At 42.1% G+C, this 22,989-nt stretch carries 20 protein-coding genes; 7 read left to right on the top strand and 13 right to left on the bottom strand.

The window, feature by feature from the left end; translation table 11 throughout:
* The 8 genes from DW862_RS09325 to DW862_RS09290 all read right to left on the bottom strand — a co-directional run.
* Positions 1-293: relaxase/mobilization nuclease domain-containing protein (locus DW862_RS09325; protein ID WP_243636466.1), on the bottom strand; the 293-nt coding region annotated here is incomplete at its 3' end.
* Complete coding sequence (locus DW862_RS09320) at positions 259-642, bottom strand: MobC family plasmid mobilization relaxosome protein (protein ID WP_004315361.1); 384 nt, start codon at positions 640-642, stop codon at positions 259-261. The genes DW862_RS09325 and DW862_RS09320, both read right to left, overlap by 35 nt.
* 145 nt (positions 643-787) lie before the next feature.
* Positions 788-1,753: a toprim domain-containing protein gene (locus tag DW862_RS09315; RefSeq protein WP_004315363.1), complete on the bottom strand. Its 966-nt coding sequence runs from the start codon at positions 1,751-1,753 to the stop codon at positions 788-790.
* A 162-nt stretch (positions 1,754-1,915) separates the two neighbouring features.
* Complete coding sequence (locus DW862_RS09310) at positions 1,916-2,989, bottom strand: AAA family ATPase (RefSeq protein ID WP_004315364.1); 1,074 nt, start codon at positions 2,987-2,989, stop codon at positions 1,916-1,918.
* 5 nt (positions 2,990-2,994) lie between these two features.
* Positions 2,995-3,282 carry a helix-turn-helix domain-containing protein gene (locus DW862_RS09305; RefSeq protein WP_120067914.1) on the bottom strand — a complete coding sequence of 96 codons (288 nt, stop codon included), beginning with the start codon at positions 3,280-3,282 and terminating at the stop codon, positions 2,995-2,997.
* Positions 3,283-3,413: 131 nt separating this feature from the next.
* On the bottom strand, positions 3,414-4,337 hold the full coding sequence (locus DW862_RS09300) for a hypothetical protein (RefSeq protein WP_004315366.1): 924 nt from the start codon (positions 4,335-4,337) through the stop codon (positions 3,414-3,416).
* A gap of 111 nt (positions 4,338-4,448) precedes the next feature.
* Positions 4,449-5,642 carry a site-specific integrase gene (locus tag DW862_RS09295; RefSeq protein ID WP_004315367.1) on the bottom strand — a complete coding sequence of 398 codons (1,194 nt, stop codon included), beginning with the start codon at positions 5,640-5,642 and terminating at the stop codon, positions 4,449-4,451.
* Positions 5,643-5,820: 178 nt separating this feature from the next.
* A complete protein-coding gene (locus tag DW862_RS09290) occupies positions 5,821-6,777 on the bottom strand; it encodes a bile acid:sodium symporter family protein (RefSeq protein ID WP_117811452.1) in 957 nt (318 codons plus the stop codon).
* A gap of 81 nt (positions 6,778-6,858) precedes the next feature.
* Between DW862_RS09290 and DW862_RS09285 the strand changes: the two genes are divergently transcribed.
* The 3 genes from DW862_RS09285 (at position 6,859) to dnaA (ending at position 10,785) form a co-directional block, all read left to right on the top strand.
* Positions 6,859-8,118 (top strand): N-acetylmuramoyl-L-alanine amidase, encoded by a 1,260-nt coding sequence (locus DW862_RS09285; RefSeq protein WP_117811468.1) that lies wholly within the window; start codon positions 6,859-6,861, stop codon positions 8,116-8,118.
* 9 nt (positions 8,119-8,127) lie between these two features.
* The gene (locus DW862_RS09280; protein WP_004299349.1) at positions 8,128-9,021 is read left to right on the top strand and encodes an MlaD family protein; all 894 of its coding nucleotides are present in this window, start codon (positions 8,128-8,130) and stop codon (positions 9,019-9,021) included.
* 351 nt (positions 9,022-9,372) lie between these two features.
* On the top strand, positions 9,373-10,785 hold the full coding sequence (dnaA, locus tag DW862_RS09275) for a chromosomal replication initiator protein DnaA (RefSeq protein WP_004299347.1): 1,413 nt from the start codon (positions 9,373-9,375) through the stop codon (positions 10,783-10,785).
* 104 nt (positions 10,786-10,889) lie between these two features.
* Here dnaA and DW862_RS09270 read toward each other — a convergent pair whose 3' ends face one another.
* A complete protein-coding gene (locus DW862_RS09270) occupies positions 10,890-11,633 on the bottom strand; it encodes an NADPH-dependent oxidoreductase (RefSeq protein WP_117811471.1) in 744 nt (247 codons plus the stop codon).
* 284 nt (positions 11,634-11,917) lie between these two features.
* Here DW862_RS09270 and DW862_RS09265 point away from each other — a divergent pair, with 284 nt between their 5' ends.
* The 4 genes from DW862_RS09265 to folB all read left to right on the top strand — a co-directional run bounded on the left by DW862_RS09265 (position 11,918) and on the right by folB (position 18,985).
* The gene (locus DW862_RS09265) at positions 11,918-14,461 is read left to right on the top strand and encodes an adenosylcobalamin-dependent ribonucleoside-diphosphate reductase (protein ID WP_004299345.1); all 2,544 of its coding nucleotides are present in this window, start codon (positions 11,918-11,920) and stop codon (positions 14,459-14,461) included.
* 131 nt (positions 14,462-14,592) lie between these two features.
* A complete protein-coding gene (locus DW862_RS09260; protein ID WP_120067912.1) occupies positions 14,593-17,274 on the top strand; it encodes a 4-alpha-glucanotransferase in 2,682 nt (893 codons plus the stop codon).
* Positions 17,275-17,577: 303 nt separating this feature from the next.
* On the top strand, positions 17,578-18,627 hold the full coding sequence (locus DW862_RS09255; RefSeq protein ID WP_115484711.1) for an acyltransferase family protein: 1,050 nt from the start codon (positions 17,578-17,580) through the stop codon (positions 18,625-18,627).
* Positions 18,614-18,985, top strand: a complete 372-nt coding sequence (gene folB, locus DW862_RS09250; RefSeq protein WP_117683269.1) for a dihydroneopterin aldolase — start codon at positions 18,614-18,616, stop codon at positions 18,983-18,985. The genes DW862_RS09255 and folB overlap by 14 nt, the downstream gene beginning before the upstream one ends.
* A 132-nt stretch (positions 18,986-19,117) precedes the next feature.
* Here the strand turns inward: folB and DW862_RS09245 are convergent, their stop codons facing one another.
* From DW862_RS09245 to mtaB, 4 genes are read right to left on the bottom strand one after another with little or no spacing between them, the layout of a single operon-like run.
* Positions 19,118-19,642 carry a methylglyoxal synthase gene (locus DW862_RS09245; protein WP_004306620.1) on the bottom strand — a complete coding sequence of 175 codons (525 nt, stop codon included), beginning with the start codon at positions 19,640-19,642 and terminating at the stop codon, positions 19,118-19,120.
* A 3-nt stretch (positions 19,643-19,645) separates the two neighbouring features.
* Positions 19,646-20,674, bottom strand: coding sequence for a glycosyltransferase family 2 protein (locus tag DW862_RS09240; RefSeq protein WP_120067910.1), 1,029 nt, complete (start codon positions 20,672-20,674; stop codon positions 19,646-19,648).
* 2 nt (positions 20,675-20,676) lie between these two features.
* Complete coding sequence (locus tag DW862_RS09235) at positions 20,677-21,600, bottom strand: lysophospholipid acyltransferase family protein (RefSeq protein ID WP_022199215.1); 924 nt, start codon at positions 21,598-21,600, stop codon at positions 20,677-20,679.
* A 3-nt stretch (positions 21,601-21,603) separates the two neighbouring features.
* Positions 21,604-22,923 (bottom strand): tRNA (N(6)-L-threonylcarbamoyladenosine(37)-C(2))-methylthiotransferase MtaB, encoded by a 1,320-nt coding sequence (mtaB, locus tag DW862_RS09230; protein ID WP_015531376.1) that lies wholly within the window; start codon positions 22,921-22,923, stop codon positions 21,604-21,606.
* Positions 22,924-22,989 lie beyond the last annotated feature (66 nt).

The raw sequence follows: 22,989 nt of genomic DNA, 5'->3' as shown, positions 1-22,989 counted from the left end.
ATGATATACTGCGTATCGGTGATTTTCATTTCACGCATATACTCCTGCGCAAGTTGTACCATCTTCCCGTCTGTCAATTTGGGCGCATCCACTGTCGAATAACTTAACGCAATATGTCCGACAGGCTTCTTCAAATCGGGATTCATCCCGGTCTGCATACAGAAGCTGCGGATTATATCACCCCGGCTTTCAGTCAGAACCCCGTCCGCATGAAGCAAAACCGCCTGCTCCTTGCCAAGCACATAGTTCACACAGCCCTTAAAACCGCTTCCCTTTTTTATTTTTCCAATCATCCGACAAATGGTTTATGATTCCAATAATCCTGTTTTTGAGCTTCACCAGTTCCACCGCCACCAGTGCGAAACCTCCGGCATTCGCCCGGTGCGCCAACTGGTTGATGTTGTTGGCTTCCCCTGCCAGTTTGCGGATGGTGTCCGCATCCTGCCTGTTCAGCCGGGGTATGACCTCTGCCGAAACAACCGCCTGCCTTACATACTCACTGACACGCAACCCGGCTTCCCCGGCTCGCTTCCTGATGGCGTAATACTGCAACTCGGTCAGTTTCGTACTGACAACCCGTTGCTGCTTCTCTATCCGTTTCTTTGCCGGACGTCCCCCCGGCTTGTCCTTTATACTCGTCATGGTTTTTTACGTTTGAATGGTGTCTTAAAAATTGCGACCAACGGGAGAAATTTTCTTTGCGGTGAGCAAAGCAAGGTAGTTTCGGTTTACCGAAACATAACCTTGCTCTCCAAATAAACCGCCAGCCGTTGATAGTCCTGCCGGATTAAATGCCCCTGCCTCTCTTTTGTCTTGAGGCGGCACGTTGTCCGGTTTCCTGCTTCGTTTCCTGCACTTGGCTGGCTTCGTTTTTCTGTTCCTGCTTCCTGCCGCACAGATAATCGTTCAAGTCCGAATATCCCCTATAATTGTGCGAGAAGTCACGCACACGGTAGGAGTATTCCAATTCGATAGCCCGTGTCGCTTCATATCCAGCCTTGTCATTGTCAAGCATACAGTGGATGCGTTCATACGGGTACAGCACGTCAATGGCTTTCGGCACGTTGACAGTCGAATTAAGAATGACATAGTCCTGTCTGTCAAGGTCGGGCATGGTCGGGCAGTTCTTCATCCGGAGCGTGAGGAAAGAAAGATAGTCCATAAACCCCTCGAATACCAAACACTTCTCTCTCGGCTCTCCCTGCTGCCGTATATGGGTGATGTCTTTCGGGGCAATGCAGCCTTTGAAAAAGGAATTGCGAACCTCGTAACCTCCTGCCATGTTCGGGAAACCGATAGCAAAGAACGGTCTGCCGTTATTGGTAAAATGGAGTTCCTTACATTCTCTTTTTGCCAGTTCGACATTGATACCCCGTCCCTGCAAATAACGGAGCAATGCCGGATGGATAAGGTCACGGACTTCCAAATGCTGGAAGCTCGGTTCTGTCCTACGCTGGGGAAAAGAAAAACTGACCGGACGGACGTGCGGTGTCTGTTCCGCTATCCGGTTTAAAAGGTATGGCAAGCTGTCTGAACAATAGAGTTCCTTTGCCAGTGCGATGATGTTGCCGCCCTTGCCTGCGCCAAAGTCATACCAAAGGTTGCGGTCAGTGTTCACCTTGAAAGACGGTTCGTGTTCCTCCCTTAACGGTGATTTGTACCATAAACCGTTACCCTGCTGCTTGACAGGAGAGTAACCTAAACTGTGCAGATAGTCTGCGATGGGTATTTGTTTCACATCTTCGATGTTCATAACATTTTCTTTTTGGGGATTAAAAAATAGTTGAAAAGTGCACCAGTCCTGTTTAGTCCGTTATATATACACCCGTACCATACTAAACCTGCCTGTTCCGATACTGGGAAATAGTAAGTCCGTTCCTCTTGTATATACACCCGGACTAAACCAAACTGACTTTTAATAATGGAAATCGGGATTATAGCGGTAGCCCTTGCCCTCTTTCACAATCATGCGCTTGTTCACAAGAAACTTGTTAAGCGACACAAGAACATTGCGTCCACGCTCGTAACCGATACTCGCATAACCCTGTTTCAATGCCGCTATGACATTGGAATAGCCTTGTACCACCTGCTTGCCGAAACCGTTCTCCAACGCTTCCCGGTGTTGCTGTTCAGTCAGTTCCGTAAGCGAAAAGTTCCTGTCCTGCTTAGGTTGTTGGAATACATAATCATCCACGATTTCGGGTAAAGCGTTGTCATTGATACGGAATGCGAACGGGTCAAATTCCCGGTCACGTATGTGCATCGCCTTTACCTCGCTTATGTTGCCGTCCTGCTGGCTTTTCGTGATTTGCAGGACGGTTTCAGCCTTGTTGTTCAGTTCCGTACCGATATGCCCCCTTGTGTTGTCATCCCCCTTATTCAAATGCAGAACAGTGTGGATATGCAGGTTATATCCGCTTGACCAGCGCATCAAGAGGTTGATTAGGTCGGTTGATTCGCTGGGGCTGTTGATGTCATACATCAAGTCACGGATTCCGTCAATGATGAGCAACCCCACATCGGGCATATTTTCAAGCATATAGCCGATAATCTGTTTCCGCTTGTCGGGGGTCTGCTCCCTTAGCACGATGAAAACAAAATCGTCCCTGTCCTTGTCGGTAGGCAGTCCGGCAAGTCGCAAAATACGCTCCATGACCTTATGGCAATGGTATTTGCTCTGCTCGGTATCTACATAGAGGATTTTCCGCTTGTTCGGTGGCAGATATGCCGAATACTTCAGTACCTCGTCATTCTTCAACGCCGCCGCAACGATGGCGGAAATGTTGAATGTCTTTTTGCTCTTGGCTTTTCCTGTGGATGCGCTGAAATTACCCAGCGTGCCAATGGTAGAGCCGTTCACCCAGAGTATTTCGGGCGGCACTTCGTAAGTGTCCGTCACCTTTAGATGGATGGTTTTCCAAAGGGCTGCAAAATCCTCTTTCTGCATGGTGACATCCTGCCCGGCTTCTGTCGCTTTTCTATTTTCCATAGCCGCTATTTCTTTAAGGGACGGTTAAGGATATATTTCTGCGCTTCCTGCTCTATCTGCGCCTGCGTCTTCACCGGGTTCTGACGCAACCACGCTTCTAATTCCGCTTTCTCAAAATAAAGAATTTTGCCCTGCGGCTTGTAATGGGGTATCAAGTTACCCGAAGTCAGCTTGTACAGGTAACTTTTTGAAAGGTTCAAGAACTTGCTCGCTTCATCAAAACTAAGCACATTCTTTGAAAGGAACACTAAATTTTCGAGTTCTGCAACTCGCTTCTCAATACTTGTTTCCATATAACAAAAGTATTTGCGTTAGACAATATGGAGTGCATGCCCTCCAGTTTCTTGTAATCGATTACGGGGGCAAAAGTATTGAGGAATAGCTTGATAGTGGATTAAGCTATGTTTGAGGTATTAACCTATTCTTAAAGTTTTTTCAGTTGTTTGATATAATTGCTGATGGTTACATAATCTTTTTCATGTTCCACCCCTTTTACATAATTGGCGGCTGTGGCTAAATCACCTTGATTCAGATATTTATCTTTCTTTATATTCTTCGTAACAAACAACTTATTCTTTGCTATAACAGATTGCCAGTTAGGTGTTATCAAACCACGATTGCTTAATTCCGAAAAAAGAAAAGCTACCTGCCTGTTGTTATTAGACCTAAATATAACTTTTGGCTTACAGGAAAGTATTGCTTTCAAATCTTCAAAAGTCATAGGAGCATTGAAAATTTCCACTTCATTGATACAATCCACCAACAATGCTATTTGTCTGTCGTTTAAAATAGACTTAAACGGATTTTCTGTTTCAGCAATATGGGAGATAATTTTAGGCTCTTGGCATTTATCTTGAATTGGTTGCGGCTCTTTCTGTTGTGGCTGCATTTCCGCTTGCACCTTACTTTCTTTCTTTTTTCGCAAGTACGCAGAATATTTTTCCAATACAACAGTTTTAACTATTACGGAAAAATAAGGCAGTTCTTCATCATAAACCGTATTATCTTGCTCATACCGGGAATAATCAAATGAAAGAGGATTAAACGACATGTATTTTCTTTTCTCATCGGATTTCAAGGATTCATAAAAACCGCTTTCCCAAAAGAAATCAGATACAGAATAAAAATATTGAATATCATTCAACACAGAATAACGAATATATAACTGCACCAACTCATCAGCGGTACGAACATATTCTTGCTGTTCCAGTTTATCTGCCTGTTCTTCGTCGAAATATAAGGACTTAGAGGCAATATTATCTATCATAACTTGGCTGGCATGATTGATACAGCGATTGAATATACCTTGTATATGGTCGAATTTTATTTTCAGTTCTTCTTCTGTCATAATAATCTATGTTTCAGTTAGTAGAAACAAAGATATATTTTTCCGGCTAAACAAAGACAAAAAAAGAAAGAAAGTACGGTAACTGTGATATAACCATACTTTCTTTTTAAATCAGTCCGTCAAATTCGGTATCAAACTTATAGCTTCTTCTTTTTTCTTATCGACAATCTTCGCATAAATTTGAGTTGTGGCAATATTTTTATGTCCTAACAATTTGCTAACTGTGTACAAGTCAGCCCCCAATGTAAGCATCATGGTAGCATGGGTATGCCGGGCAACATGAAACGAGATATGCTTAATAATCCCTGCGTCTTTCGCCCATTTTTGAAGTATTTTATTTATAGTTCCCTCATGCGTCAAAGGAAAAATCAAATCATCGCCTTTTGCTTCATTTTGTTGCGGCAACCACTTTAACGCTTCATCGGATATAGGCAGATAAAGCGGTTCTTTTGTTTTCTGCATCTTTATTTCAATTCTTATTCTTTCACCGCTTTTCTGCAAATCGTTCCACTTCAATTTTCTTATATCGCTTACACGCAGCCCACACAAACAACTGAAAAGAAAGGCTTGTTTCATTATCTCATACTTGCACTCTGTCCCGATAAGCCGCTTCAATTCCTCTATTGTCAAATACTCCCTGCGGCTGACTTCCGCTTTTACCTTACTGGCAAAATCAAACTCTTTCGTTGGATTGACCGTAATAATCCCCTCTTTATAGGCTCTATTTATAGCGGTACGCAGCACCCCATAGTAAGCAATAACGGAATTATTACTTAATACACCCCCAGCCTTTAACAAACCAAACTTGCTTGCTTTCTTCGCTTGTTTCAAGAAATCCACAAAGCTATTCAAGAAGTCCTTATCTATATCACGAAAAGCGATATAATCCCCTCTGAACAATTTTAGTTCACGAATGGTATTACCAACGGTCTTTTCATAGTTCAAGCTGCCACGTTCTTTAGATTGGCTTCTCATGTTCATTAAATAATCAATCACATTCGCTTTTGACTTGTTGGTGTTCTGAAAGCCGTGTGCATCATTTTGCAACTCTACTATCCGCTTGCTTTGAATAGCTTTTGCAAGAGCCAACGTAGCTTCGTTCTTTGCCTTATCCTCTCTTGTCTTTTCGGGTATAAGGTATAATTTCAAAAATTCATATTGCCGTTTACCGCCAACATAATTTTCTTTTCTAATAACATCACCTGTATAGTAGTCCAAATAAATAGACTGGTTGCCATTGGCAAGCTGCTTGAATCTAATCCTTACAGGTTCTTTCAATTTAACTTCTTGTTTTTTCTTCGCCATAATTATGTTCTTATTTTGTTACCGATACAAATATAGCGATTTGTTTTGTTACTTCAATGAATACAGGTAACAAAATAGTAACAAAATAAAGGCATTTATTAGACTAAACAAGAAAATAAGGAAAATAAAGGAAATTACATTCAATAAATATAAAATACTAAATATCAATATCTTATGTTCAATATTTTATCTCATTTTTTCTCTTTTTCCACAACTGACAGCTGTTGATGATGTTCTGCCATAACACATACGAACCGGGAGCCACAGAAGACAATGGATTCAAATAAGTATGTGCCATCCAAATAGCCAGAATCGTATTCTTTTGTCCCAACGCCTGCCCGCCACTGATACGGTCATTATAAATTGAGCCGATTGTCTTCCCCAAAAAGAACTGCAAACAGCAGGCAATCAGTGCTCCGACAGCAATCATGATTTCCGTAAAACCATCCGCTGGGTCATTGAGCAAGGAATACAATGTCTGCGCTGTTACGATAGCTAAAGACACAGCCCACAAATAAAAAGCAAGTTCATGATAGCCCAATAACTTCTGATGCACTTTTGGCAAACACTTACTCAACAACCAGGCAGCCAAAAAAGGACAAATCAACAACGGAAATACCTTACCTAAAATAACAAGAAACGCCTCCCAAAAAGTGACATCAGGATGCACCTCCACCAAAGGAAAAAGAATAGGCACAGCAATAGCCGCACCGATATTTGCTATCAATGTATAAGTAGTCAGACTGGCTGCACTCCCACCCAACTTGGAAGTAATCACCGCAGCAGCCGTAGCCGTAGGACAAATAATACAAACCATCACTCCCTCTGCTACTATTTTATCAAAGCGATAAAGCAGCAGATAAGCAGCCAACGCTCCGCCAATCTGAATCAATAACAACCACATATGGAGAGGTTTAGGCTTCAAATCACGAGGAGATACCTTACAGAAGGTCAATAGCAACATCGTAAAAATAAGATAGGGAGTCAGAAAAGAAAGGCTGATAAACAGCGGATAACCTATAGCACCTACCAGCATAGCAATAGGTAACGTCCAATTCTTCAAAAACTTAAGCATCGTCGTACATTTTAACTTCGAAGCACAAAGTAACGGAGATTTCAGGAAAAAAGCTACCATTAAACCGAAAAAAACACAAAACTTAATGGCAAATAATGAGTTTTCTACAAATTTCTACTACATTTGCACCGTATTATAGATATGAAACTGAATAGACCGTACATATTATACATATTCATTTGCCTCTGGCTACTTTTTCTACCCTCATGTACTAACCACTTATGGGGGAAGGATTTTGTAGTAGTTATCGACGCAGGACATGGCGGACATGATCCGGGCGCCATCGGCAAAATCTCGAAAGAGAAAAATATCAATCTGAACGTTGCCCTGAAAGTGGGAAATCTGATTAAAAGGAATTGCGACGACGTCAAAGTGATTTACACTCGTAGCAAAGATGTATTCATCCCTTTAGACCGACGCGCAGAAATTGCCAACAACGCGAAGGCTGACCTCTTTATTTCCATTCACACCAACGCACTGGCTAACAATCGTACCGCAAAAGGTGCTTCAACCTGGACACTGGGTTTGGCCAAATCAGACGCAAATCTGGAAGTTGCCAAGCGAGAGAACTCCGTAATCCTCTACGAAAGTGACTACAAAACAAGATATGCCGGTTTCAACCCGAACTCTGCCGAGTCATATATTATATTTGAATTCATGCAAGATAAATATATGGAGCAGAGTGTACACCTAGCTTCGCTGATGCAAAAACAATTTCGCCAAACTTGTAGAAGGGCAGACCGTGGAGTGCATCAAGCCGGATTCCTTGTCTTAAAAGCGAGTGCCATGCCGAGCATTCTGATAGAACTAGGATTTATCTCTACGCCCGAAGAGGAGCGCTATCTGAATTCCGAAGAAGGGGCCGGCACCATGGCAAAAGGCATCTACCGTGCTTTCTTAAATTATAAGAGAGAACATGAACTGCGCCTAACGGGAGTCAGCAAAACGATCGTCCCAACCGAACAGGAAGAAGACAATGCCCCGGCAATAGCCCAAAAGGATACCGAAAGTGTGAACACAGCTCCCCAACAGGAAAAGCTATTGGCCGAAGCAAAAACAAAACCTGCCGCGACAGCAAAAACAGCACCGAAACGCCCAATTGTAGTAGAGAGTGCAACCAATGACAGTGAAATTACGTTTAAGATACAGATACTTACTTCTTCCAAACCTCTCGCCAAAAACGACAAACGGCTGAAAGGACTGAAAGAGGTAGATTATTATAAGGAAGGAGGAATATACAAATATACGTATGGAGCCTCCGCCGATTATAACAAGGTGTTGCGTACGAAGCGCACCATTACGGCACAATTCAAAGACGCCTTTATCATCGCTTTCCGGAACGGCGAGAAAATGAACGTCAATGAAGCGATTGCCGAATTCAAGAAAAGAAGAAATAAATAAAAAGATAAAATGAAGTACATTACAAAAGAAGTCAGAATAGGTATTGCAGGTATCGTTGCACTATGTGTGCTTATATACGGAATTAACTGGCTGAAAGGTATACACATGTTTCAACCGTCCAGCTATTTCTATGCCAAATTTGAAAATGTAAACGGACTCACCAAATCAAGCCCGGTATTTGCCGACGGTGTTCGTGTAGGTATCGTGCGTGACATCTATTATGATTATGCCAAACCCGGAAATGTAATTGTCGAAGTGGAACTGGACACGGAACTGCGGATTCCCAAAGGGAGTAGTGCCGAGCTTGTATCCGAACTTATGGGAGGCGTACGCATGAATATTCTTCTGGCAAACAACCCGCGCGAAAAATATGCCGTAGGAGATACGATCCCCGGCACACTGAACAACGGAATGATGGAAAGCGCGGCGAAACTGATCCCAAAGGTAGAAGAAATGCTTCCGAAACTGGATTCTATCCTCATCTCTCTGAACAATATATTAGGAGACAAGAGCATCCCTGCCACCCTGCACTCGATAGAGAAGACAACCGCCAACCTGGCAGTAGTCAGTTCGCAGGTAAAAGGGCTGATGAGTAATGACATACCTCAACTCACCAGTAAACTGAACACCATCGGAGACAACTTCGTTGTTATCAGCGGAAATTTGAAAGAAGTAGACTATGCAGCCACTTTCAAAAAAATAGACGAAACGCTGGCTAACGTAAAAATACTTACAGAAAAATTAAACAGCAAAGATAACACAATCGGACTGCTCTTCAACGACCCGACTTTATACAATAATCTGAATGCAACAACTGAAAATGCAGCCAGCTTATTAGAAGACCTGAAAGAGCATCCGAAACGGTACGTTCACTTCTCATTATTCGGCAAGAAAGACAAGTAGCAAATTATCGTTATATAGATTTTATCTAAATAACGAAGGGCTTTCAAAAGAAAGTAGATTGCTCTTCAAATGTCTATCTACAAACCGAAATAATATTCCCGTACAAACGTACAAAAGTGAGAAAAAAGGCTAAAATTATATATATAAGACATTAACATACAGATACTTACAAAACTGCAAGAGAGGGTAAACAGAGTGTGTCCGACAACAAACGCATAAGTCATTGAAAGTAAACACATTATTGTTAGCATGAAAAAAACAAGAAAAAATAGATTTGTTTTTTCCGAATAAGATTCCCAATTTTGCAAACGTAGAAGTTTTGCTTAATTAATAAATGTATTAAAAGTTACTATGATTGAATCAAATCATGTCGTACTTTGGAACCGCTGTCTCGACGTTATTAAAGACAATGTTCCCGAGACGACATATAATACTTGGTTTGCCCCTATTGTTCCGTTGAAATATGAGGACAAAACGTTGATCTTACAGATCCCGAGCCAGTTTTTCTATGAAATACTGGAAGAGAGATTCGTAGATCTTATACGTAAGACATTATATAAGGTCATTGGCGAAGGAACCAAGTTGATGTACAATGTCATGGTGGACAAGACTTCGATTCCGAATCAAACCGTGAATCTCGAAGCAAGCAATCGTTCTACGGCTGTTACTCCCAAAAGCATAATCGGAGGAAACAAAGCTCCCAGCTTCCTACAGGCTCCTGCCGTTCAGGATTTGGACCCGCATTTGAATCCCAATTATAATTTTGAGAACTTCATTGAAGGATACAGCAATAAACTTTCAAGAAGTGTGGCGGAAGCCGTAGCGCAAAAACCGGGAGGGACTGCTTTCAACCCGTTATTCCTTTATGGAGCATCCGGAGTAGGAAAGACGCACCTGGCAAACGCAATAGGCACGAAAATCAAAGAAATTTATCCAGAGAAAAGAGTATTGTACGTTTCGGCACATTTGTTCCAGGTACAATATACGGATTCTGTACGCAATAACACGACCAACGACTTTATTAACTTTTATCAGACGATTGATGTATTAATCATTGATGATATTCAGGAGTTTGCCGGTGTCACCAAGACTCAAAACAACTTCTTCCATATCTTCAATCATTTACACCAGAACGGCAAACAGCTCATATTAACTTCAGACCGTGCTCCTGTATTGTTGCAAGGTATTGAAGAACGCCTCCTGACCCGTTTCAAATGGGGTATGGTAGCCGAGCTTGAAAAGCCGACGGTAGAACTTCGCAAAAACATTCTACGCAACAAGATACACCGCGACGGGTTACAATTCCCGCCAGAAGTGATCGATTATATTGCCGAAAATGTGAATGAAAGTGTACGCGATTTGGAAGGTATCGTCATTGCTATCATGGCTCGTTCCACTATTTTCAACAAAGAAATAGATTTGGATTTGGCACAACACATTGTACATGGCGTGGTTCATAACGAAACGAAAGCGGTTACCATCGATGATATCCTCAAAGTGGTATGCAAACATTTTGATCTGGAACCGTCTGCCATACATACAAAATCCAGAAAAAGAGAAGTCGTTCAAGCACGACAGATCGCCATGTATCTAGCTAAAAACCACACAGACTTTTCAACTTCTAAGATAGGTAAGTTTATCGGTAACAAAGACCATGCAACGGTACTTCACGCCTGCAAAACCGTAAAAGGACAATTGGAGGTGGACAAAAGCTTTAGTGCAGAAGTACAGGAAATAGAATCGTTACTGAAAAAGAGAAACTGAAATTAAGTATAAAGTATTAAGTATTATCCATGCGGACAGGCTTTATTATGCGGTTTCGCACCAGGGTAATACTTAATACTTTATACTTGAAAAATACTTAATACTTATTTCAAGAATCCTTGCTGGCGAAGTACTTTCAATAGGTTTTCGGACATAAATTCGTTATCTTTCTTTGTGTAACGCACGTCCGTAAAGACTTGAGCCAATGTTTCTTTTTTATTTTCTTCGATAAACTGCTTGTTTTCCGGCAACGATTCTTTGTAGGCATAGAGTTTATCTATTTCTTCCGGTGTATAGTCGTGATATTTTTCATCGTGCACGGCAGCTTCCAAAGGCAAACGATCTACTTGTGCGGGAATACCATCCGGATAACCTACCGTTATTGTGGTAAGAGGGAATACCAGTTCGGGGAGTTGGAGGGTATCAATAATCATTTGAGGATTATAAGTGGTAGTTCCCAAATAACAAATGCCGAGTCCTGCTTCTTCCGCCAGCGTACAAAAAGTCTGCGCAACAAGCAAAGTATCCATAGACGCATTCATAAAAGACATTAAATTATCGTAGCCCGGCACAGCTTTCCGCTGTTCACACCATTTGCTGAAACGACGGAAATCAGCACAAAAAGTCAGTATGACCGGAGCATTTTTTACCATCGGCTGATTGAAATGAGCAGGCGAAAGTTTCTCTTTCATTTCCGCATCGCGAGTCACAATCACACTATAAAGTTGCATCCCACCCATCGTAGAAGCACGGAAAGAGGTTTCAAGCAAATCATTTAACAAAATCGGATTTATATCTTTAGGCAGATATTTCCGGATAGTTCTTCTGTTCTTTACGGTTTCAAACATATCTTTTTTTTGCAAAGATATAAAAAGAAAAAAATAATCCACCACACTAGTGGAATAGAATAGTTTTCTTTTTGGAGAACTTTAACCTTTGAACAAAATTCAATTCTAACTGTTTATCAAACACTTAGCATAAACAAATGGAAAACTTGCAACCTGTTAATAAATTAATTCATTTTTATTTTGATAGATGAAAAAACATTCTTAGCTTTGCGCCTACATTTGTTAACGATAAGTAAACTTCTACATATTACTTATTAAAAACGAGATTTAACACAAATTGAATCGTGGAAAAACAGATTTATTCTTACGACGAAGCCTATGAAGAATCTTTACGATATTTTCAAGGCGACGAGCTTGCTGCAAGGGTTTGGGTAAACAAATACGCAGTAAAGGATTCTTTCGGTAATATCTATGAAAAATCCCCGGAAGACATGCATTGGAGAATTGCAAATGAAGTGGCACGCGTAGAATCGAAGTATCCGAATGCGTTGACAGCAAAAGAACTGTATGATTTACTGGATCACTTCAAGTACATCGTCCCCCAAGGTAGCCCGATGACAGGAATCGGTAACGACTACCAGGTTGCTTCACTATCCAACTGCTTCGTTATCGGAGTGGACGGTGCAGCCGACTCTTATGGCGCTATTATCAAAATCGACGAAGAACAGGTACAACTAATGAAAAGACGCGGTGGTGTAGGTCATGACTTATCACACATCCGTCCGAAAGGTTCTCCCGTTAAAAACTCGGCGTTGACTTCTACCGGTCTTGTTCCGTTCATGGAACGATATTCGAATTCCACTCGTGAAGTAGCTCAAGACGGACGTCGCGGTGCATTGATGTTGAGCGTGTCTATCAAGCATCCGGATTCGGAAGCATTCATTGATGCCAAGATGACCGAAGGTAAAGTGACCGGAGCAAACGTTTCTGTCAAGTTGGACGACGCTTTCATGCAGGCTGCCGTAGACGAAAAGCCGTATGTACAGCAATATCCTATCGACTCTGCCCAACCTACATTCACCAAGGAAATCGACGCTTCTACCTTGTGGAAGAAAATCGTTCACAATGCATGGAAATCGGCAGAACCGGGCGTTTTGTTCTGGGATACGATTATCCGTGAATCTGTGCCTGATTGCTATGCAGACCTGGGTTACAGAACGGTATCTACCAACCCATGCGGAGAAATTCCTCTATGTCCTTACGATTCTTGCCGCTTACTGGCTATCAATCTATATTCTTATGTGGTAAATCCGTTCAAACCGGATGCTTATTTTGATTTCGACCTGTTCCAAAAACACGTGGCTCTCGCTCAACGGATCATGGACGATATTATCGACCTCGAACTAGAGAAGATCGAACGTATCATGACCAAGATTGACGAAGATCCGGAAAACGAAGAAGTGAAACATGCGGAACGTGCACTTTGGGAGAAAATCTACAAGAAGAGCGGACAAGGTCGTCGTACCGGCGTAGGGATCACTGCAGAAGGTGATATGCTTGCTGCATTAGGATTGCGCTACGGAACGGAAGAAGCAACGGAATTCTCTGAAAAAGTACACAAGACAGTAGCTCTCGGTGCCTATCGTTCTTCAGTGGAAATGGCCAAAGAACGCGGTGCCTTCGAAATATACAATAGCGAACGTGAACAGAACAATCCGTTCATCCAACGCTTGGCAGCAGCCGACCCGAAACTGTATGAGGACATGAAGAAATATGGTCGCCGCAACATTGCCTGCCTGACGATTGCTCCAACCGGAACGACCAGTTTGATGACGCAGACCACCTCGGGTATCGAGCCTGTATTCCTGCCTGTTTACAAACGTAGAAGAAAGGTGAACCCGAACGATACGAATGTTCATGTAGACTTTGTAGACGAAACAGGGGACGCATTCGAAGAATACATCGTATTCCATCATAAATTTGTTACTTGGATGGAAGCTAACGGATACGATCCGGCCAGACGTTACACCCAGGAAGAAATTGACGAACTGGTTGCCAAATCTCCTTATTACAAAGCGACTTCTAACGATGTCGACTGGTTGATGAAGGTGAAGATGCAGGGAAGAATCCAGAAATGGGTAGACCACTCTATCAGCGTAACCATCAATCTGCCGAACGATGTGGACGAGGATTTAGTAAACCGCCTGTATGTAGAAGCATGGAAATCCGGCTGTAAAGGTTGTACCGTATATCGTGACGGTTCACGCTCCGGAGTGCTGATCTCTACGAAATCGGATAAGGACAAGAAAGAAGGACTTCCTCCTTGCAAACCGCCTACGGTTGTAGAGGTACGTCCGAGAATATTGGAAGCAGACGTTGTCCGTTTCCAGAACAACAAGGAAAAATGGGTAGCTTTTGTCGGATTATTGGACGGACACCCTTATGAAATATTCACTGGTTTGCAAGATGACGATGAAGGTATCTTGCTGCCTAAGAGCGTGACTTGCGGACGTATCATCAAAAATGTGGATGAAGACGGTACCAAACGTTACGACTTCCAATTCGAGAACAAACGCGGATATAAGACGACCATTGAAGGATTGTCAGAGAAGTTCAACAAGGAATACTGGAACTATGCAAAATTGATTTCCGGCGTGCTTCGCTACCGGATGCCGATTGAACAGGTTATCAAACTGGTTGGCTCTCTGCAATTGAACAGTGAAAGTATCAACACTTGGAAAAACGGTGTAGAACGTGCATTGAAGAAGTATATTCAGGATGGAACGGAAGCCAAAGGTAAGAAGTGCCCGAACTGTGGCAACGAGACATTGGTTTATCAGGAAGGCTGTCTGATTTGTACTACTTGCGGCGCTTCCAGATGTGGATAATAGTCCTACGTATGTTAATTAATATATAAACAAAAGATTAAAAGGAGTCCGGTGCGGCTCCTTTTATTTTTTATTCAAAAAAATGTCTTATACTTGCAGTGTCTTACATATACAATCAAAATCTAATATATATGATTCTATCATTTAATATTGAATACCGCACCAATTGGGGAGAAGAAGTAAGGATTTCCGGCTTATTTCCGGAATCAATTCCTTTACACACCACCGATGGTATCTATTGGACGGCAGAACTTGAGCTTGAAGTCCCTCAAGAAGGGATGACTATCAATTATAGCTATCAGATAGAGCAAAACGGAATAGTTATCCGCAAGGAATGGGACAGTTTTTCGAGATCTATTTTCTTATCAGGCAGCTCCAGGAAGATATACAGAATCAATGATTGCTGGAAAAATATCCCGGAACAACTGTATCTTTATAGTTCTGCTTTTACAGAAGCCTTACTGGCACATCCTGAAAAAGAGAATATCCCGCAAAGATATAAGAAGGGACTGGTTATCAAGGCCTACGCCCCACGTATCAACAAAGATTATTGCCTGGCAATTTGTGGCAACCAGAAATCATTAGGTCACTGGGACCCGGAGAAAGCGGTGCTGATGAGTGATACCAATTTCCCGGAATGGCAGATAGAGCTGGACGCCAGCAAACTAAAATATCCGCTGGAATATAAATTCATCCTCTACAACAAACAGGAAAAGAAAGCAGACTGCTGGGAGAAAAACCCTAACCGCTATCTGGCAGACCCGGAACTGAAGACCAACGAAACGCTCGTGATTTCCGACCGATATGTTTATTTCGACATTCCCGCATGGAAAGGGGCAGGAATCGCTATACCCGTATTTTCTTTAAAATCAGAGAAAAGTTTCGGAGTAGGTGATTTCGGCGACTTGAAACGTATGGTCGACTGGGCAGTAAATACTCGCCAGAAAGTTATTCAGATTTTACCGGTCAACGACACCACCATGACTCATGCATGGACGGACTCTTATCCTTATAACAGCATTTCTATTTATGCTTTCCATCCGATGTATGCGGATATCAGGCAAATGGGAACTCTGAAAGATAAAGAAGCGATATCGAAATTCAGCAAGAAGCAAAAGGAACTGAACAGCCTCCCTGCTATTGACTACGAAGCGGTCAACCAAACTAAATGGGAGTTTTTCAACTTACTGTTCCGACAGGAAGGAGAAAAGGTATTGGCTTCCAAAGGTTTCAAAGATTTCTTTGAAACGAACAAGGAATGGCTGCAACCTTATGCAGTCTTTAGTTATCTGCGCGATGCCTACAAAACGCCCAATTTCCGCCAATGGCCGCGACACTCTGTTTACCAAGCGGAAGATATAGAAAAAATGTGCCAACCGGGAACGGCAGATTATCCTCACATCTCGTTGTATTATTATATCCAGTATCATCTGCATCTGCAGTTGTTGTCTGCAACCGAATATGCCCGCCAACACGGTGTCGTATTAAAGGGGGATATTCCGATTGGTATCAGCCGCAACAGCGTGGAAGCCTGGACAGAACCCCATTACTTCAATCTCGACGGACAAGCGGGTGCTCCGCCCGATGATTTCTCGATCAACGGACAAAACTGGGGATTCCCCACATACAACTGGGATGTCATGGAAAAAGACGGATACCGCTGGTGGATGAAGCGTTTTCAGAAAATGGCGGAATACTTCGATGCTTACCGGATCGATCATATCCTCGGGTTCTTCCGTATTTGGGAAATACCAATGCACGCTGTACACGGATTGTTAGGTCAGTTTGATCCTTCTTTACCGATGAGCCGGGAAGAAATCGAAAGTTATGGTCTAACGTTCCGGGATGAATATCTGCTACCATTCATCCATGAATCTTTCCTCGGACAGTTGTTCGGACCGCATACCCATTTAGTCAAACAGGATTTCCTTGAATCGGTTGATGACTCCGGACTTTATCGGATGAAACCGGGATTCGAAACACAACGGGAGGTAGAGCAATTCTTCGCCGGTAGAAATGATGAAGATAGTGTATGGATTCGGGAAGGGCTTTATTCATTAATCAGCAACGTCTTATTTGTTGCGGATAAGAAAGAGGAAGGTAAATACCACCCGCGCATCGGTGTGCAACGGGATTTCGTATTCCGGTCGCTGAACGAAGAAGAGAAAAATGCGTTTAACAAACTATACGATCAGTATTATTATCACCGGCACAACGAGTTCTGGTATCAACAGGCTATGAAGAAGTTACCTCAATTGACACAGTCAACCCGCATGTTGGTTTGTGGAGAAGATTTGGGGATGATTCCTGCTTGTGTGTCGTCGGTGATGAATGATCTCCGGATTCTTAGTCTGGAAATTCAGCGGATGCCTAAGAATCCGATGTATGAATTCGGGCATTTAAATGAGTATCCGTACCGGTCTGTCTGCACAATCTCCACTCACGATATGTCTACGTTGCGTGGCTGGTGGGAAGAAGATTATCAACAGACCCAACGTTACTATAATGCAACGTTAGGACATTACGGAGTTGCACCGACAACTGCCACCCCGGAGTTATGCGAGGAAATCGTACGCAACCATCTCAACAGTAATTCCATTCTCTGTATCTTGTCTTTCCAAGACTGGTTATCGATAGACGGGAAATGGAGAAATCCGAATGTGGCGGAAGAGCGAATTAATGTTCCATCCAATCCACGCAATTACTGGAGATACCGGATGCATCTCACTCTGGAACAGTTGATGAAAGCAAAAACACTTAATGATAAGATTGGTGAACTGATTAAATACACAGGAAGAGATCCGAATAAATAGAATAAAAGATACAAGTAACTTTCAAAAAGGATATTTTCCGGACACTACCGACGCGGATAACACTAGATTAAGAACGCTAAAAATCTATGTGATCCGCGTCATTCGTTTTTCAAGGATATATTGATAACAGAGGTAAAATAAGGAGTTTCAAAACATAGTCAACCATTTTTTTCGCAATAATATCATTACTATATATCATACTTTTTCGCTTTTCGCATCATTCGTTTATTTTTTCAATGTTCCTCTTTTTATTCCGATTTATAAAGTATCTTTGCGCCGAAAAAGAGAAATTAAAAAGAGATAATGGAAGGCAACCAGAGCAGACGTATTGATTTTGTGGACTTAACCAAAGGAGTCTGCATTATCCTTGTGGTAATGGCACACGTTGGAGGGGCCTTCGAACAACTGGATACGAATTCGATGTTATCCTGTTTCCGCATGCCGCTTTACTTCTTTATCTCGGGAGTGTTTTTCAAATCATACGAAGGCCTGTTCGGATTCATCCTACGAAAAATAAACAAATTGATTATTCCTTTTCTTTTCTTCTATCTAAGTGCATTTCTAATGAAATACATTGTTTGGAAGATTGCTCCAGGAGTGTTTCAACTGCCTGTGTCGTGGAATGAACTCTTAGTTGTATTTCATGGACACGACCTTATCAAGTTCAATCCACCGATCTGGTTTCTACTCGCATTATTTAATTGCAACATCCTATTTTATCTAATTCACTTTCTGCGCGAAAAGCATCTGCCTGTCATGTTCGCTGTGACAATCCTGATTGGTTGCGCAGGATTTTATCTCGGAAAATTACAGATAGAGTTACCCCTGTATATAGATGTTTCCATGACTGCCCTCCCCTTCTATGTGGCCGGTTTCTGGATCCGACGGTATAATTTCTTTCTATATCCCAGCCATCGTTTCGACAAACTGATACCGGTTTTTGTTGTATTGGCACTGGTGGTAATGTACTTTACCGCTACCACATTGGGTATGCGTACCAACAATTATGCGGGAAATATTTTTCAAGTATATATCGCTGCGTTTGCAGGAATATTTATGATTATGTTACTTTGCAAAAAAGTGAAAAAGATAAAGGTTGTTTCTTACTTGGGACGATATTCAATCATCACCTTGAGTATTCATGGACCGATACTTCATTTTTTAGGTCCATTAGTCAGCCGTTATATTCACAATAGTTGGGCACAAGCAAGCGCACTTCTGCTTATAACATTAAGCATCTGCCTTCTGCTCACACCCGTCTTTCTTAAAGTGATTCCACAAATGGTTGCACAGAAAGACCTGTTAAAAGTCAAACAAGATCACACTAAAAAGACAGTATATGAAGATAAATAGTAGCTATATTCTTTTGAAAGAAATTCGTTGTTACGCCTATCATGGAGTCGCACCGCAAGAAAATCTGATTGGGAATGAATATCTCATTGACCTGAAACTGAAAGTAGATATCAGCAAAGCTGCCCGGACAGATGAAGTTACCGACACCGTCAACTATGCCGAAGTACATCAAGTGATAAAAAACGAAATGGCTGTTCCCTCGAAATTGCTGGAACACGTTAGCGGACGGATTATACAAAAACTCTTTGACCAATTCCCCTGTATTGAAGAAATCGAACTCCGGCTTTCCAAACGAAACCCACCGATGGGAGCAGATATAGAGTCCGCAGGAATTGAGCTACACTGCAGCAAGAAATAAGATAATCACAGCTAGAAATGAAACATAAATGACGAAATGCAGATAATACGATATTAATAAAGTAATCCGTATCATCTGCATTCCTTTTTTAAGCAAGATCTGCTTCTATTTTCACAGCCGTAAACTACCGGCTTATTTTCTCTTCTTTTTTCTTCTATTTACCGATTCGACAGCTTCTGTCACCACAGGTTTATCCTGAAAACGTTTTGTATAGCTGGAATAGTCCGGATGAATGCGTTCGTAATCAGGATCCATAAATAACGGACTGGAAATAATATGATCCGCCGTAGAACGGTTACAACAGAAAACAATATTTTCTACACCGGCCAAACGGGTTAATGCTTTTACATCCGTATCATGCGGTTGCAATGTCATGGGGTCCGTGAAGAAAAAGAGATAATCAATCTGCCCATCCACAATACGTGATCCCATCTGTTGATCACCACCTAACGGACCTGATTTTAAAATCGTAAAATCCCACTCTTCATCAGGATGTTTCTCCTTCAATGCTTCCAATATCAAAGTACCCGTAGTACCTGTACAGTAGAATTTATTACCCATCAACAGTTCCGAGTTCCACAGTACCCATTCGATGAGGTCTTTTTTCATTGCATCATGCGCTACCAGCCCGATGCCTCTTCTAACCTTTGATTCCATTTGCTATCCTTTTAAATCCGACAATTGAGAGAATCGTTTGCATCCCCTCGCATAAAACTGCCACAATATACTACTTTTTGTCCGTTCAAGTATCGGATTCAAAGTTTTTTTTCTCATATTTTCTTCACGGGACAAAGAAAATGACGGACATAATCGTTTATACTCTTTCCGCGCACGCATCACAGCACTAGCATTATCCCAGTGCCCTTGCAACAAGAAATTGAACGCCGCCAGATAATCGAGACAGGTCCGGATACGCATCACTTTATTTAACTCCTCCTGTGGAAGATTCTTATAGAGCATGACAAGATTATTACGGAAATTAAGAAAAGTCTTATGAGGATTCTCTTTTTTAAGAGTAGCTCCCCCCACATGATAGACAATGCTTTGAGGTACACAGACAATCTCACGATTCCGCGAACGGAGTCGCCAGCACAAATCTATTTCTTCCATGTGAGCAAAGAAACGTCCATCCAATCCCCCGACATTCACATAATCAGTGCGCCGGATAAACAACGCTGCCCCCGTGGCCCAGAAAACAGGAATTACCGTATCATACTGGCCTTCGTCTTTCTCCACAACTCCCATAATACGCCCCCTACAAAAAGGATAACCGTATTTATCAATAAAGCCACCGGCTGCCCCGGCATATTCGAAATATTCTTTTTGCCGCTGGCTTCGTATCTTCGGCTGACAAGCAGCTACCTCCGGATGCTTATCAAGATAAGCAATCATTGGTTCCAACCAATGTTCCGTCACCTCGACATCCGAATTCAAAAGAACTACATATTCTGCGTCGACCTGCTGCAATGCTAAATTATATCCATCCGCAAAGCCATAATTTTGGTCGAGAACAATCGTTCTGACAGAAGGAAATTCCTGTTGAAGCAAAGTAACGGAAGCGTCCGTAGAACCATTGTCAGCCACACAGACCTCAATCCCCTCCCCTTCCGAATACCGGACGACAGACGGAAGAAAAGTACGGAGCATATCACACCCGTTCCAATTTAAAATTACAACTGAAACTTTCATTATTATTCTTTTTTCTTGTTCAGCTCTTTCTCTTCTAATCGATCGGCTTCTTCACGAGTCATTTTCCAACGTTTATGAGACCACAACCAATATGCCGGTTCTTTACGAATCGTCTGTTCTAATCTATGAGCAAACATTTCCGTGATTTCTCCTTCTCTTGTTTCTTTCGGTGTTTCCGTCATTAACTTGAACTCCGCTTCACAGTATCCTCTGCGCTTCTTACTAAGCTCGCAATAGAAAACAGGAAAATTCATCATTTTGGCAATTCGCTCCGCACCATTCAGAAAACCGGTTTCCTGTCCTAAAAAGGTAGTCCAATATTTATCATATCCACTGGGCCATTGATCAGTAATCAAACCGACTACCATCTTTTTTCCATCATGTTTGAGCTTAATAATTTCACGGGCTGTAGAATGTTTCGGAATATTATACCCCCCGAAACGAGAACGAATACGTTTAAACAACTCATCCAAATATTTATCCCTCAACGGTTTATAAACCTGTACGGGAACATCCCCTGGTTTCATGATTGCTCCCATGCCTATCAACCACTCATAATTGGCATAATGAGGAATCATTACTATAATACCTCCATACTTTTCTGTCAGTTCAAGATATTGTTCCGTATTCTTATAAGTCATTCTCTCACAAAGTTCTTCAGCAGACATATGCAACAATTTCAAATCTTCAAGCATATAATCCGACAAATAGCGATAAAACTTGCGTTCTATCTGTAATCTCTCCGCATCAGTTTTTTCCGGAAATGATCTCAATAGATTTCCCCGAACTACTTTCCGACGATATTTTCCAACACGATACATCAGCAGATAATTTAAATCCGAAAGCATATATAAAATCCGGAACGGAAGAGCTGAAAACAGCCACATTCCACTGTATACCAACCAATAGATAAGTTTTGATCTCATAACTTATATCAAAATTGTACCTTTAAGTGCTGTCATCTCCTCATTAAACTCTCCCAGACGTACATTAACTACCTGATTATCCAGCGAGTCATCACTTTCCACCTCTACACGAATATAATTCTCCGTAAATCCATGCATCGGAGCACCAGTTTTCGATTTTTCCATCAATACCGGCATTGTCTGCCCGATATGACATGCATAAAAAGCCTGTGTCTTTTGGTCCGATAGTGCCAACAGACGCTGACTACGCTGATGCTTCTCTTCCGGAGAAACCACATATTCTATTTTTAAGGCTTGCGTTCCGGGACGTTCGGAATAGCTAAACACATGCAACTGCGTCACATCCAATCCGTCAATAAACTGATAAGCCTGTTCAAAGTATTCGGGTGTTTCTCCACGGGTTCCCACAATCACGTCCACTCCGATAAAAGCATCCGGCATCACCTCTTTTATCTTCTTCACTTTCGAAGCAAAAAGAGCAGTGTCGTAACGACGGCGCATTAACTGCAAAACTTCATCGCAACCGGATTGCAAAGGGATATGAAAATGAGGCATAAAACTACGGGAATGAGACACAAACTCGATAATCTCATCAGTCAACAGATTGGGTTCTATGGAAGAGATACGATAACGTTCGATTCCCTCTACCTGATCCAATGCTTTTACCAGATCAAAAAAACTCTCTCCTGTTGTTTTACCAAAATCTCCGATATTCACTCCGGTCAGAACGATTTCTTTTCCGCCTTCAGCAGCTGCCTGCCGGGCCTGCTCAACCATGGAAGCAATAGTCCCGTTACGACTTCGCCCGCGGGCAAAAGGAATCGTGCAATATGAACAGAAGTAATCGCATCCATCCTGCACCTTCAAGAAGAAACGGGTACGGTCTCCCCGTGAACACGAGGGAGAAAACGAACGGATATCTTTGGTTGTAGTGGTGATAGCCTCTCCTTTTTCATGCTTTTGGAGGTCGCCCAGATATTGAAGTAGTTCTCCCTTCTGTTCCGCTCCCAGCACTACATCTACTCCATCTATCTTTGCCACGTCGCCAGGCTTCAATTGCGCATAACATCCGGTCACTACCACAAAAGCATCGGGATGCTGCTTTACCAAGCGGTGGATGGCTTGCCGGCATTTCTTATCCGCCATCTCTGTCACCGAACAGGTATTTACCACACAGATATCTGCTTTCTCTCCTTTGCGCGCAGTCCGGACTCCTGCCTCACGCAGGATTTTACCGATAGTTGAAGTCTCTGAAAAATTTAATTTGCAGCCTAAAGTATAATAAACGGCTGTCTTATTTTGAAATACAGTGGTATCTATCATAAGCTGTTATAAACACATTAACTTTGCAAAGTTACACATTATTATCAGTAAAACACTTTAGGATAC

This window comes from Bacteroides sp. AM37-9 (assembly GCF_003603455.1).
GTDB lineage: Bacteria > Bacteroidota > Bacteroidia > Bacteroidales > Bacteroidaceae > Bacteroides > Bacteroides xylanisolvens.
The sequence above is the reverse complement of the archived record's forward strand: the minus strand, read 5'-3'. Positions and strand labels throughout refer to the sequence as shown.